Genomic DNA, 13,996 nt, shown 5'->3' with positions numbered 1-13,996 from the left:
AATAAATCAGCTCTCTTATATCTATAAAATAAAGAAACTATATGCTTTCATGTACTAGAATTGTAAAAACTGTTCAATTGGCAATACAAATACCGTTGCTCCTCCTACTTGAATTTCAACTGGGTAGGGTACATATGAATCTGCATTCCCTCCCATTGGAGATACAGGTGCGACCAGCTGTTCGCGGGACTGACAATTTTCCTTAATGAGTTCCAATGCTTTATCTACACGATAGTCATCTGTACCAATCATAAACGTCGTATTCCCTGATTTTAAAAATCCGCCAGTACTCGCAAGCTTCGTTGCCCTGAAATTATAATCAACGAGCTCTGTAAGTAGCCTTTGGCTATCTTTATCCTGTACAATTGCAATAATCATTTTCATCCCTATCATCCTCCATTGCAGTTGATTGGTCGAGGAGCAGACCATTTTCTTTAATTATAACAATTATTTATATCCTTCACAGTGATCGATAGGCATTTTTTTTAGCTACTTACACTAGACACCAAAATTTATAAAAAAAAGAAGCGACCAGTTCAATTGATTAAACAGACGCTTTCATAAATATAATTATTGGATACGTTCCTTGATGAATTCAATCACTTTCCTCATAGTCTTATCGACGACAATATCTAAAGGTTGCGCTGCATCGACAACATAAAACCTTTCTCTAAAGCGTTCCATTATGATTTGGTAGCCTTCTCTCACTTTTTCGTGAAATTGTAACTCTTCCATATCAAGACGATTAACTTCCCGTTCCTGATTACTATGGACACGTTGGAGTCCCAAATCCGGGTCAATATCAAAATATATTGTTAAGTCGGGCATAACCCCTGCTATCGCAAATTGGTTCATTTTATACACTTCATCAATACTCAATCCTCTTGCATAACCTTGATAAGCAAGAGAGCTATCAATAAAACGATCACAAAGAACGATCACGCCACGATCCAAAGCAGGCATAACCTTTTCAACTAAGTGCTGCCTTCTTGCAGCCGCATATAGTAAAGCCTCAGTTCTTCCATCCATTACTGTATTATCTTTATTCAAGATGACTTCCCTAATTTGTTCAGATATAGGAATACCACCTGGCTCTCTCGTAATGACCATCTGATATCCAACATCAGCCAATACTTCTCCCAGTTTATGAAGAACCGTTGTTTTACCTGCCCCTTCAGGACCTTCAAATGTAATAAATATTCCGCGACTCATAATTATTTTACCTCCAGCCAAACTTGTTTCCCATCTAAGTATACCATTTTCAAACTACAAAGGTCATTCGAAAACCATAAGCTTTCCTATTCTTAATTCTTTTCCTCCATGAAACCTTGATCCAGCTATGATTATCTGCTCTAGGTACAGTATTTGCTCTTCGGTAATACGTTCACCCATCATAATAATTGGAATTCCTGGGGGATAGGGTATGACCATTTCAGCCGCAACCATTCCAATACTCTTGGAAATGGAAACAGACCGCCTTCTTCTTTTTTTCATTTCCGGATAAGTTAAGGCGAGGGTTGTAATCGAGTCTGACTGTTTATAAATCAAGTGATTCTTTGCTTCCCCACTTCCTTCACAAACAACATCTGCAATCACGGATGCAATGTTTTGAAAATATTCACGGCTGTTCTCTTTCATTAACGGTAGGACAAACAAAACATTCCTGTGATCTGCAAGTTCTGTAAACACGCCTTTTTTTTCTAATTGACGTTGAAATTCGAATCCCGTTATTTCCTCATGAGATCGTATCGTTATTTTTAAAGGATCAAGCATATCCTTTTCTAAGATTTCAATATGGGCAATCTCGTCCAGTTCTTTTCGAAATCCAAGAATAGTTTTCATCAATATAGTCTTATCATATTCACCGAAGGAAGCCAAATAGGACCGTGCTAAATCCAACGATGCCATAATTGGATAAGAAGGGCTACTGGACTGAAGCATTTGTAAGTAAAATTCCACTTTCTCTCGATCTACGAATGAACTGTTTATATGTAAATATGAACCCATTGTCATCGCAGGTAACGTTTTATGGGCCGAATGGACAACGATATCAGCTCCAGCCTCAATTGCACTTTCGGGAAAGGGATCTCCAAGACAAAGATGGGCACCATGTGCTTCATCTACCAATACAGGGATCCGCTTTGAATGTGCAAATCTTACAATCTCACTCAAGCCACCGCAATGTCCATAATAGGTAGGATGCGTTACAATGATTGCCTTTGCCTGCGGATATAACAAAAAAGCCTCCTTAACTGACTCAAGCCGCAATCCCTCAGAGATACCCCAATCCTCATCTACCTTTGGTTCTATAAAAATTGGGCTTACACAAGCCAGCATTAATCCATTCAATATAGATTTATGACAGTTCCTCTGAACAAGCACCGTATCGCCTTCTTGAAGGCTCCCAAGAATCATAGCCATATTCCCCACGCTTGACCCATTTACAAGGAAATAACTATACCTAACACCGTAAAGACAGGCTAACAGATTCTGTGCCTCTAATATTGGTCCTTCAGGTGCATGAAGATCATCTAAGCCACTAATCTCTGTAGCATCAATAGAAAGCAATGGATTGAATAATGATCGAGCCCTCTCTGAAAAAAACAGTCCATTTTTATGCCCTGGTACGTGAAATGACCTTGTCTGTTTTTCTTTATGGCGGATAAGCGCATCAAACAATGGTGTATTTTCTTGATTCATATTATTACCTCTCTACTATTATCTTATCCTCTTATTTTATCAAAGTTCATTATTACAACATAATGATTCATTATTTGTATTTTCATATATACATACATGTAAGCTATTTATTCTATTCCAAGCAGGTATGGAGGCCACTTAATTTGCCTCAATACCTACTCTACTTAAATAAACAATCAAGTCATTACGAATAAATTTCTGGTGTATTCACTTTTTTTAATCGTTTTAAGTAATATTTATACCTTGGATCATCTGTCTCCGTCTCAACCATAGCTAACTCACATTGTTTACAAATGAAAGAAGTATATAAGTGTATTCCATCATCTTTGACCTGATCACACACAATACAGGTTTCCTCTGTATTCTTCTTTAATGTGCTTATTTCCAAACTCTCCACCTCCCTGTTTGCATTCTCCCCCGAAAAGCACAATTGTATACACTTTTCAAAACAGTGTGAGAGATATTGATTCGTTTGCCTATAATAATGTATGAAAGAGTTTTTCAATGTGTGTATGTCTACCTTTTTTATTTCATTTTTAATGCAAAAAAAGACCAGCTATAAATAGCTGGACTCTCAATTTGCTTGGCAACGTCCTACTCTCACAGGGGGAGACCCCCAACTACCATCGGCGCTAAAGAGCTTAACTTCCGTGTTCGGAATGGGAACGGGTGTGACCTCTTTGCTATCGCCACCAAACAATAAAGGAATATCATTCCTTCAAAACTAGATAATAAGAAGGATTTTTGCTTTTTTCAAGAACAATAAGGTTAAGTCCTCGATCGATTAGTATCAGTCAGCTCCACATGTCGCCACGCTTCCACCTCTGACCTATCAACCTGATCATCTTTCAGGGATCTTACTAGCTTACGCTATGGGAAATCTCATCTTGAGGGGGGCTTCATGCTTAGATGCTTTCAGCATTTATCCCGTCCGCACGTAGCTACCCAGCGATGCTCTTGGCAGAACAACTGGTACACCAGCGGTGCGTCCATCCCGGTCCTCTCGTACTAAGGACAGCTCCTCTCAAATTTCCTGCGCCCACGACGGATAGGGACCGAACTGTCTCACGACGTTCTGAACCCAGCTCGCGTACCGCTTTAATGGGCGAACAGCCCAACCCTTGGGACCGACTACAGCCCCAGGATGCGATGAGCCGACATCGAGGTGCCAAACCTCCCCGTCGATGTGGACTCTTGGGGGAGATAAGCCTGTTATCCCCGGGGTAGCTTTTATCCGTTGAGCGATGGCCCTTCCATGCGGAACCACCGGATCACTAAGCCCGACTTTCGTCCCTGCTCGACTTGTAGGTCTCGCAGTCAAGCTCCCTTGTGCCTTTACACTCTACGAATGATTTCCAACCATTCTGAGGGAACCTTTGGGCGCCTCCGTTACATTTTAGGAGGCGACCGCCCCAGTCAAACTGCCCGCCTGACACTGTCTCCCGCCCCGATAAGGGGCGCGGGTTAGAATTTCAATACAGCCAGGGTAGTATCCCACCGACGCCTCGACCGAAGCTAGCGCTCCGGCTTCACAGGCTCCTACCTATCCTGTACAAGCTGTACCAAAATTCAATATCAGGCTGCAGTAAAGCTCCACGGGGTCTTTCCGTCCTGTCGCGGGTAACCTGCATCTTCACAGGTACTATAATTTCACCGAGTCTCTCGTTGAGACAGTGCCCAGATCGTTACGCCTTTCGTGCGGGTCGGAACTTACCCGACAAGGAATTTCGCTACCTTAGGACCGTTATAGTTACGGCCGCCGTTTACTGGGGCTTCAATTCAAAGCTTCGCCTTGCGGCTAACCTCTCCTCTTAACCTTCCAGCACCGGGCAGGCGTCAGCCCCTATACTTCGCCTTGCGGCTTCGCAGAGACCTGTGTTTTTGCTAAACAGTCGCCTGGGCCTATTCACTGCGGCTTTTCCGGGCTATTCACCCTAAAAAGCACCCCTTCTCCCGAAGTTACGGGGTCATTTTGCCGAGTTCCTTAACGAGAGTTCTCTCGCACACCTTAGGATTCTCTCCTCGCCTACCTGTGTCGGTTTGCGGTACGGGCACCCTACATCTCACTAGAGGCTTTTCTTGGCAGCGTGGAATCAGGAACTTCGGTACTATATTTCCCTCGCCATCACAGCTCCGCCTTAATGGAAACGGGATTTTCCTCGTTTCCGGCCTAACTGCTTGGACGCGCATATCCAACAGCGCGCTTACCCTATCCTTCTGCGTCCCCCCATCGCTCAAACGATGTATAGGTGGTACAGGAATATCAACCTGTTGTCCATCGCCTACGCTTTTCAGCCTCGGCTTAGGTCCCGACTAACCCTGAGCGGACGAGCCTTCCTCAGGAAACCTTAGGCATTCGGTGGAAGGGATTCTCACCCTTCTTTCGCTACTCATACCGGCATTCTCACTTCTAAGCGCTCCACCAGTCCTTCCGGTCTAGCTTCAACGCCCTTAGAACGCTCTCCTACCACGGATACCATACGGTATCCATCCACAGCTTCGGTGTTACGTTTAGCCCCGGTACATTTTCGGCGCAGAGTCACTCGACCAGTGAGCTATTACGCACTCTTTAAATGATGGCTGCTTCTGAGCCAACATCCTGGTTGTCTAAGCAACTCCACATCCTTTTCCACTTAACGTAAACTTGGGGACCTTAGCTGGTGGTCTGGGCTGTTTCCCTCTTGACTACGGATCTTATCACTCGCAGTCTGACTCCCGAGAATAAGTATTTGGCATTCGGAGTTTGACTGAATTCGGTAACCCGTTGGGGGCCCCTAGTCCAATCAGTGCTCTACCTCCAATACTCTCATCTCGAGGCTAGCCCTAAAGCTATTTCGGAGAGAACCAGCTATCTCCAGGTTCGATTGGAATTTCTCCGCTACCCACACCTCATCCCCGCACTTTTCAACGTACGTGGGTTCGGGCCTCCATTCAGTGTTACCTGAACTTCACCCTGGACATGGGTAGATCACCTGGTTTCGGGTCTACGACCTCATACTCATGCGCCCTATTCAGACTCGCTTTCGCTGCGGCTCCGTCTTATCAACTTAACCTTGCATGAAATCGTAACTCGCCGGTTCATTCTACAAAAGGCACGCTATCACCCATTAACGGGCTCTAACTACTTGTAGGCACACGGTTTCAGGATCTATTTCACTCCCCTTCCGGGGTGCTTTTCACCTTTCCCTCACGGTACTGGTTCACTATCGGTCACTAGGTAGTATTTAGCCTTGGGAGATGGTCCTCCCTGCTTCCGACGGGATTTCTCGTGTCCCGCCGTACTCAGGATCCACTCAGGAGGGAACGAAGTTTCAGCTACAGGGTTTTTACCTTCTTTGACGGACCTTTCCAGATCACTTCACTTACCCCGTTCCTTTGTAACTCCATGTTGAGTGTCCTACAACCCCAAGAGGCAAGCCTCTTGGTTTGGGCTATCTTCCGTTTCGCTCGCCGCTACTCAGGAAATCGCGTTTGCTTTCTCTTCCTCCGGGTACTTAGATGTTTCAGTTCCCCGGGTCTGCCTTCAGTACCCTATGTATTCAGGTAAAGATACTGTTCCATTACGAACAGTGGGTTTCCCCATTCGGAAATCTCCGGATCAAAGCTTACTTACAGCTCCCCGAAGCATATCGGTGTTAGTCCCGTCCTTCATCGGCTCCTAGTGCCAAGGCATCCACCGTGCGCCCTTTCTAACTTAACCATATGGTGCTGATAAACGAAAAGTTTATCAAACAACCTAGTTGTTAAAAGGTCTTACTTGATGTCTTGAAAAATTAATGCAAAAATTTGCCTTCTATCTATTATCTAGTTTTCAAAGAACGATATTTGGTGGAGCCTAGCGGGATCGAACCGCTGACCTCCTGCGTGCAAGGCAGGCGCTCTCCCAGCTGAGCTAAGGCCCCATTGTAAACAGAATGTGAATGGTGGGCCTAAATGGACTCGAACCATCGACCTCACGCTTATCAGGCGTGCGCTCTAACCAGCTGAGCTATAGGCCCATTCTACTATAATGGTATTAAATTGAATGAATTACTCATTCAAAACTGAACAAAACAAAAGCGCTCGTTATATTCCTTAGAAAGGAGGTGATCCAGCCGCACCTTCCGATACGGCTACCTTGTTACGACTTCACCCCAATCATCTGTCCCACCTTAGGCGGCTGGCTCCTTGCGGTTACCTCACCGACTTCGGGTGTTACAAACTCTCGTGGTGTGACGGGCGGTGTGTACAAGGCCCGGGAACGTATTCACCGTGGCATGCTGATCCACGATTACTAGCGATTCCGGCTTCATGTAGGCGAGTTGCAGCCTACAATCCGAACTGAGAATGGCTTTATGAGATTCGCTTACCCTCGCGGGTTTGCAGCTCTTTGTACCATCCATTGTAGCACGTGTGTAGCCCAGGTCATAAGGGGCATGATGATTTGACGTCATCCCCACCTTCCTCCGGTTTGTCACCGGCAGTCACCTTAGAGTGCCCAACTAAATGCTGGCAACTAAGATCAAGGGTTGCGCTCGTTGCGGGACTTAACCCAACATCTCACGACACGAGCTGACGACAACCATGCACCACCTGTCACTTTTGTCCCCGAAGGGAAGTCCCTATCTCTAGGGAGGGCAAAAGGATGTCAAGACCTGGTAAGGTTCTTCGCGTTGCTTCGAATTAAACCACATGCTCCACCGCTTGTGCGGGCCCCCGTCAATTCCTTTGAGTTTCAGCCTTGCGGCCGTACTCCCCAGGCGGAGTGCTTAATGCGTTAGCTGCAGCACTAAAGGGCGGAAACCCTCTAACACTTAGCACTCATCGTTTACGGCGTGGACTACCAGGGTATCTAATCCTGTTCGCTCCCCACGCTTTCGCGCCTCAGTGTCAGTTACAGACCAGAAAGTCGCCTTCGCCACTGGTGTTCCTCCAAATCTCTACGCATTTCACCGCTACACTTGGAATTCCACTTTCCTCTTCTGCACTCAAGTTCCCCAGTTTCCAATGACCCTCCACGGTTGAGCCGTGGGCTTTCACATCAGACTTAAGGAACCACCTGCGCGCGCTTTACGCCCAATAATTCCGGACAACGCTTGCCACCTACGTATTACCGCGGCTGCTGGCACGTAGTTAGCCGTGGCTTTCTGGTTAGGTACCGTCAAGGTACCAGCAGTTACTCTGGTACTTGTTCTTCCCTAACAACAGAACTTTACGACCCGAAGGCCTTCTTCGTTCACGCGGCGTTGCTCCGTCAGACTTTCGTCCATTGCGGAAGATTCCCTACTGCTGCCTCCCGTAGGAGTCTGGGCCGTGTCTCAGTCCCAGTGTGGCCGATCACCCTCTCAGGTCGGCTACGCATCGTGGCCTTGGTGAGCCATTACCTCACCAACTAGCTAATGCGCCGCGGGCCCATCTGTAAGTGACAGCCGAAACCGTCTTTCCATCTCTTCTCATGCGAGAAAAGAAATTATCCGGTATTAGCTCCGGTTTCCCGAAGTTATCCCAGTCTTACAGGTAGGTTGCCCACGTGTTACTCACCCGTCCGCCGCTAAATCAAGGGAGCAAGCTCCCTATCATTCGCTCGACTTGCATGTATTAGGCACGCCGCCAGCGTTCGTCCTGAGCCAGGATCAAACTCTCCAAAAAGTGTTTGACTTGCTCATTTGTTGTTATAGTGTGTACTCACTTCAATTTAAACGTTGGCGCTTTGTTTTGTTCAGTTTTCAAAGAGCAATCTTTGTCGTTTCTCTCAGAAGCGACTTTATAAATTTACCACATCTCTTTATTAGTGTCAATAACTTTTTATTTAAAAAAGTATTTCTTTCTAACTAACCTCTAGTAGATGCAATGTCACTCAAGCGACAAAATATATACTAACAACTTTCCAAAGATTCGTCAATACCTTTTTTACAAAAATAACGTTTATATTAAAACTCGTTTAAACCCAAACCTTTAACCTACTACTTAATAGCTACATACTTCCTATTTATTTCATTATTATATAACTCTTGAAGAGTATACAAAAAAAGAACCCAAGAGAAGTTTCCCTCGAATTCTTCAAATAATCCAATAATCAATTGCTGCTAAGGTAGCCACACCTGGAATGCCTAAAATTCCCGCTACTGCAGAAGTTGCTAAATTGATAGGAACATGAATCCCTACTTGATTACCAAGCACATTTAGAAAGAACAAAAAAACAGCTCCGATAATTAATTTAACAACCCCCTGCCCTATTAGTCGAATTGGTTTTATAGGTGCCCCGACAAAAAGCAGTAATACAATTAAACCAGCTATTACACCTACAATAACAATTGGCTCCACTATCATTCCTCCTCATTAGCTCGTACTACATTCTATGTAGATAAAACTAAATAAGAACAAAGAAGAAATGGTTGCATTCCTCACTTACGTTTACTAGCCGTCACTTTTCTTCTTTTCGCTTCTTTAAATAGATAGAAATACTTAATTTCGGAAATCTTTGTTTGTATGATTGTATCTTCTGATGGATCAAGACTTTTTTCCAGTAATGATTTCTGGTTAAGCCAACTTCTTTTAATTTCCTCCAGTTGTTGCACTAGTTTTTGGTTATTTTCGTTGCGTAGTTTACCCTTTCGACGAAAGAACACAAAAACCCCTCCCCGCTACTTCTCAAATTTCCCTTCTTCCTTCGAGCGCCTTAGATAATGTCACTTCATCTGCATATTCTAGATCTCCACCTACAGGTAATCCATGTGCAATTCTTGTGACTTTAATTCCTGAAGGCCTTAATAACCTAGAAATATACATGGCAGTCGCTTCCCCTTCAATATTAGGGTTCGTTGCCAAAATGACTTCTTGAACCGTTTCATCTTGAAGACGCTTTAATAAGTCTGGAATGTTAATGTCTTCTGGCCCAATCCCATCCATCGGTGAGATACTCCCGTGCAACACATGGTAAAGCCCAGTGAATTCACGCATTTTTTCCATAGCAATAACATCTTTAGGTTCCTGTACAACGCAAATAACATCACGACTTCTTCGCTGATCTTCACATATATAACATGGATCTTGATCTGTTATATGACCACAAACCGTACAATAGGAGAGGTTTCGCTTGGCATTCACAAGTGCTTTTGCGAAGTCCAATACAGTGTCTTCTTTCATGCCTAGTACAAAGAATGCAAGTCTCGCAGCCGTTTTAGGTCCAATCCCTGGTAATTTCATAAAACTATCAATTAGCTTCGTAATTGGTTCTGGATAATGCATAAAATACCTCCTATTAAGAAAAACACAACGCCTTGTTCAACCTAAAAGCTAGCATATTCTTGCTTGGCTAGATCATAAGGAACTTAGCTGCTTTCAATAGACACCAAAATTTATTAAAAAACGGATCTTTTTATTACTAAAAAAGCACAAGCGCCTTCAATAAGGCGCTCGTTCATCCTTCAATTTAGCTAGTTACATCATCCCACCAGGAAGATTTAACCCTTTCGTGAATTGCCCCATCGTTGAATTAGTCAACTCATCGGCTTTTTTCAATGCATCATTTGTTGCCGCTAATACTAAATCTTGTAACATTTCAATATCATCAGGATCCACAACTTCAGGTTTAATGGTTACATCAACAATTTCCTTATGACCCGTTACTACGACAGTCACCATTCCACCGCCCGCTGTTCCTTCAATTTTCTTTTCACCTAGCTCTTCTTGAGCCTCAGCCATCTTTTTTTGCATTTTTTGCATTTGTTTCATCATATTCTGCATATTTCCCATTCCACGCATTCCCATTTTATTACCTCCCATTATTCTTTAATTTCAAGTAATTCATCTCCGACTAACTTTCGAGCTTCCGTTATAAATGGATCTTCTTCTTTCATGTCCGGTTCATTTTGACCGTCAAGTTGCTGAGTGGAGAGAAACCCCTCTCGTATACTTTGCCACTGGCTCTCAGGCACTCCCGCCATTTCGAGTCCATGACTCGTCACGTTTTCCATGATTGAAGCCATTACTTCAATAAAACGGGGGTTTTCCATAGCCATTTGGCAATGAATATCATACTTGAATTTTAACACAAAAGCTTGTGAAGAAGCAGCTACTGGTTCTGCTTCATTTAATAATGCTGCCAATGATTTTAAATTTTGCTGACCTAACTGCTCAAGTACTTCACCCCATCTGCTTTTCACAAGCGTTAAATCTTGTTTCGTGGCCTGACGGAGGACCTGAGTTATTTTTCCTACTGGTGCTTTATATGATTTTTTCACTGAACGAGGGGTCTGTGGCTGCTTTTCAGCTTGAGCCGTAACCGCTTGGCCAATTCCTCTTTCTTTCAATTCCTTTAGTTGCTTTTCAAGCTCTTCTATTTTACTAGTAAGCTGCCTCACCTGAACATCTGACACAGCACTCTCACGTTCCTGATTACAGAGCTTAACTAATGCAACTTCTAGAAAAATTCGCGGATGATTTGTCCATTTCATCTCTTGCTGCGTTTTATTAAAGCTTTCGATAATACCATAAATATCTCGGTTTGAAATAACCTCTGCCAATTCTTTGAACTGCGGGTCAATTAGTACTCTCTCAAATGAATTCGCCATCCCTGGTGCTGCTTGATAAAGGAGCATATCTCGGAAAAAGAAAATCATATCCTCAATAAACCTAGCTGGGTCTTTCCCCATCGCTAATAGCTCATCTAATACATCCAAAGCTTCCGCTACGCATTTATCATAAATGGCCCGTGCTAATTTCCCTAAAAAAACATGGGAAACAGAACCTGTTACGGTTAATGCATCTTCTACACTCACTTCATCAGAACTAAAAGAGATTGCTTGATCAAGCAGACTCAAAGCATCCCGCATACCTCCTTCAGCTGCTCTAGCTATAATATGTAGAGCTTGTTCATCTACAGTAATACCACTCTCAGAAATAATCTGAGACATCCGCCCGATTATATCCTGGGGCTGTATGCGTTTAAAGTCAAAGCGCTGTGTTCTTGAGATGATGGTTAAAGGAATTTTATGAGGTTCTGTAGTTGCTAAAATGAAAATGACGTGCTGTGGTGGCTCTTCCAATGTTTTTAATAAAGCATTAAAGGCGCCTTGTGAAAGCATGTGTACTTCATCAATAATATATACTTTATATGTACCTGAATTTGGCGCATATTTCACTTTATCTCGAATATCACGAATTTCTTCCACGCCATTATTGGATGCAGCGTCAATTTCAATTACATCCGGGATCGATCCATCTGTAATTCCCCGGCAGGATGCACATTCATTACACGGTTCATTTGTTGGTGACTTCTCACAGTTAACAGCTTTAGCAAGTATCTTCGCTGCACTCGTTTTCCCAGTACCGCGTGGACCAGAAAATAAATAGGCGTGGGAAACTTTCTGTTGCAGAAGCGCATTTTGTAATGTTTTCGTTACATGCTCCTGACCGACTACATCAATAAATTGCTGCGGTCGCCAAACTCGATATAATGCTTGATACCCCACGTTGTCACCCCCTTATTTTCTCCTTATCTATTATAGCGTACTATTTGTATGAAGGAAAAGGGCACGGAACGTCACAATACATAAAAAGCATTACCAAATAACGTTAAAAAGATAAGTTTTTGTGTAAAAGCCTGTAATGTGTTAATTTGTTCTGCTTACGCCATCTCCTTGATGTTGATTTAGCTATTTTTATCCATTTCAAAAATGATATAAAAAAAACCCACCCAAAAGGATGAGTTGATTTATTATGTAATATGCCGTGCACCTTCTGTCGATTAGCTCCCATAAGCGTTACTTAAGCAGTTAGCTCGGCCCAGGCAACCCTGCGGCACATGGAAACTTCCACTTAATGCTGCTTCCTTCCGGACCTGACATGGTTCATGGAGTTCCATTGCGCAGGACCCGGGCGTCAACACCACTTACTTAAGGCAGACCCTACAGGAAACTAACCTCGAGAAGGGATTCGGCCTCGCTAGAGCGGATTGCGAGTACAGGGCACCGCTACCTCCCCGCTTAGCACGGCATGATTTATTATACTAAGTTATATAGAAAAAAGCAATGTTATATACCTCAAAAAACGAGTAAGAAAAATAACTTATTACTATTCCTTTTCCCGCATAGCTTTTCTTGCTTCCTTTTCCGCCTTTTTCCGTAAGCGAACACCTTTAAAAAACTCCGTCAAAATCTGCCCGCACTCCGTATCCAAGACACCACTTGTCACTTCAGCTTGATGATTAAAGCGCTCATCCTGCAATAAATTCATAAACGTCCCCACACAACCACCTTTCGGGTCACTTGCACCAAATACAACACGCTTTACCCTTGATTGAATGATTGCTCCTGCACACATCGGACAAGGCTCAAGTGTGACATAAAGTGTAGCCTCCTCTAGGCGCCATGTCCCTTGCGATCGGCAAGCACGGTCAATTGCGAGAAGTTCAGCATGCGAGATTGCATTTTGCTCTGTTTCTCGTAAATTATGCCCCCTTGCGATAATCTTATCTCGAAGTACGATGACTGCACCGATTGGAACCTCATTTATTTCACCGGCCTTTTTGGCTTCTTTTAACGCTTCCATCATATAGTATTGATCGTCCATCTTCATTTTCCTTTCGCCCTCATTCACGTTCTTTTCACACATCGACCCGACTATTTCAAAACGAGTAAAGCGCCAGTCATTTAGACACACTACTCATATTCACTTTGTACTTGTAAGGACAATTACACATTGAACAAACATCTACAAAAAAAAGGAGACTACCTAAGATGAATCAAGAAAAATCACAACAAGCTTTACTTATTATAGATATGATTAATGATTTCAAGTTCCAGAATGGCGATATGCTTCTTCAACATACTATACCAATCATTCAACCAATTATCACTTTAAAAGGCATCTGTAAAGCAAAGGGATATCCTATTATTTATATTAACGATCATTATAATTTATGGCAGGCTAATTACGACAAAATTATCGCATTATGTAAAAACGAGAAAAACACACAGATTATTGAACAAATTGTGCCAGAAGAAGATGATTACTTTTTAATTAAGCCAAAGCATTCGGCATTTTATGGAACTGCTCTTCACATATTATTGCACCATTTAGGTGTCAAGCGTCTCATTATTACAGGGATTGCGGGTAATATTTGTGTATTATTCACTGCAAATGATGCTTATATGAGGGAATACCCGCTATGGGTTCCAGAGAATTGCCTTGCATCTGCCAGTAATGATGATAATCAATACGCCCTTACCATGATGAAAAATGTACTAAAGGCACAAGTAGAATCAGTATAATTTTTCTTGATTTCAGGCATCACCCAAAAGGTATAGCTACGTAT

At 43.2% G+C, this 13,996-nt stretch carries 11 protein-coding genes, 2 tRNA genes, 3 rRNA genes and 1 other RNA gene; 1 reads left to right on the top strand and 16 read right to left on the bottom strand.

All coding sequences use genetic code 11. The features are described from left to right. Positions 1-54: 54 nt before the first annotated feature. From JNUCC23_RS00185 to tadA, 16 genes are all read right to left on the bottom strand, one after another. On the bottom strand, positions 55-384 hold the full coding sequence (locus JNUCC23_RS00185; protein ID WP_403078137.1) for a cyclic-di-AMP receptor: 330 nt from the start codon (positions 382-384) through the stop codon (positions 55-57). 186 nt (positions 385-570) lie between these two features. After that, complete coding sequence (tmk, locus tag JNUCC23_RS00180; RefSeq protein WP_403078140.1) at positions 571-1,212, bottom strand: dTMP kinase; 642 nt, start codon at positions 1,210-1,212, stop codon at positions 571-573. A gap of 63 nt (positions 1,213-1,275) precedes the next feature. Further along, on the bottom strand, positions 1,276-2,700 hold the full coding sequence (locus JNUCC23_RS00175; protein ID WP_454213710.1) for an aminotransferase class I/II-fold pyridoxal phosphate-dependent enzyme: 1,425 nt from the start codon (positions 2,698-2,700) through the stop codon (positions 1,276-1,278). A gap of 184 nt (positions 2,701-2,884) precedes the next feature. Then, entirely contained in the window at positions 2,885-3,082 is a 198-nt protein-coding gene (locus JNUCC23_RS00170; protein WP_082675283.1) for a sigma factor G inhibitor Gin, read from the bottom strand. A gap of 199 nt (positions 3,083-3,281) precedes the next feature. Next, positions 3,282-3,397, bottom strand: a 5S ribosomal RNA gene (gene rrf, locus JNUCC23_RS00165). Between the two features lie 67 nt (positions 3,398-3,464). Continuing rightward, positions 3,465-6,400 (bottom strand): 23S ribosomal RNA (locus tag JNUCC23_RS00160). Positions 6,401-6,526: 126 nt separating this feature from the next. After that, a tRNA-Ala gene (locus JNUCC23_RS00155) sits at positions 6,527-6,602 on the bottom strand. Between the two features lie 19 nt (positions 6,603-6,621). Next, positions 6,622-6,698: transfer RNA gene (locus tag JNUCC23_RS00150), tRNA-Ile, on the bottom strand. 80 nt (positions 6,699-6,778) lie between these two features. After that, positions 6,779-8,328 (bottom strand): 16S ribosomal RNA (locus JNUCC23_RS00145). The 16S, 23S and 5S rRNA genes sit together here with 2 tRNA genes alongside, the layout of an rRNA operon. A 411-nt stretch (positions 8,329-8,739) precedes the next feature. Further along, on the bottom strand, positions 8,740-9,003 hold the full coding sequence (locus tag JNUCC23_RS00140) for a pro-sigmaK processing inhibitor BofA family protein (protein WP_062187954.1): 264 nt from the start codon (positions 9,001-9,003) through the stop codon (positions 8,740-8,742). 80 nt (positions 9,004-9,083) lie between these two features. Beyond that, entirely contained in the window at positions 9,084-9,308 is a 225-nt protein-coding gene (locus tag JNUCC23_RS00135) for a YaaL family protein (RefSeq protein ID WP_454213707.1), read from the bottom strand. A 22-nt stretch (positions 9,309-9,330) separates the two neighbouring features. Further along, positions 9,331-9,927, bottom strand: a complete 597-nt coding sequence (gene recR, locus JNUCC23_RS00130; protein ID WP_062187958.1) for a recombination mediator RecR — start codon at positions 9,925-9,927, stop codon at positions 9,331-9,333. 192 nt (positions 9,928-10,119) lie between these two features. Further along, positions 10,120-10,443: a YbaB/EbfC family nucleoid-associated protein gene (locus JNUCC23_RS00125; protein WP_062187978.1), complete on the bottom strand. Its 324-nt coding sequence runs from the start codon at positions 10,441-10,443 to the stop codon at positions 10,120-10,122. Positions 10,444-10,463: 20 nt separating this feature from the next. Next, entirely contained in the window at positions 10,464-12,152 is a 1,689-nt protein-coding gene (dnaX, locus tag JNUCC23_RS00120; RefSeq protein ID WP_454213704.1) for a DNA polymerase III subunit gamma/tau, read from the bottom strand. Positions 12,153-12,409: 257 nt separating this feature from the next. Continuing rightward, positions 12,410-12,674: signal recognition particle sRNA large type (gene ffs / locus JNUCC23_RS00115), an RNA gene on the bottom strand. Positions 12,675-12,753: 79 nt separating this feature from the next. After that, the gene (gene tadA / locus JNUCC23_RS00110) at positions 12,754-13,251 is read right to left on the bottom strand and encodes a tRNA adenosine(34) deaminase TadA (protein WP_454215935.1); all 498 of its coding nucleotides are present in this window, start codon (positions 13,249-13,251) and stop codon (positions 12,754-12,756) included. Positions 13,252-13,418: 167 nt separating this feature from the next. Here tadA and JNUCC23_RS00105 point away from each other — a divergent pair, with 167 nt between their 5' ends. Next, positions 13,419-13,952 carry an isochorismatase family cysteine hydrolase gene (locus JNUCC23_RS00105; protein WP_062187964.1) on the top strand — a complete coding sequence of 178 codons (534 nt, stop codon included), beginning with the start codon at positions 13,419-13,421 and terminating at the stop codon, positions 13,950-13,952. Positions 13,953-13,996: the final 44 nt, after the last annotated feature.

The sequence above is a fragment of the Peribacillus sp. JNUCC 23 genome, assembly GCF_053653995.1.
Note: the sequence above shows the minus strand (reverse complement) of the source record. Positions and strands in the feature narration are given on the sequence as shown.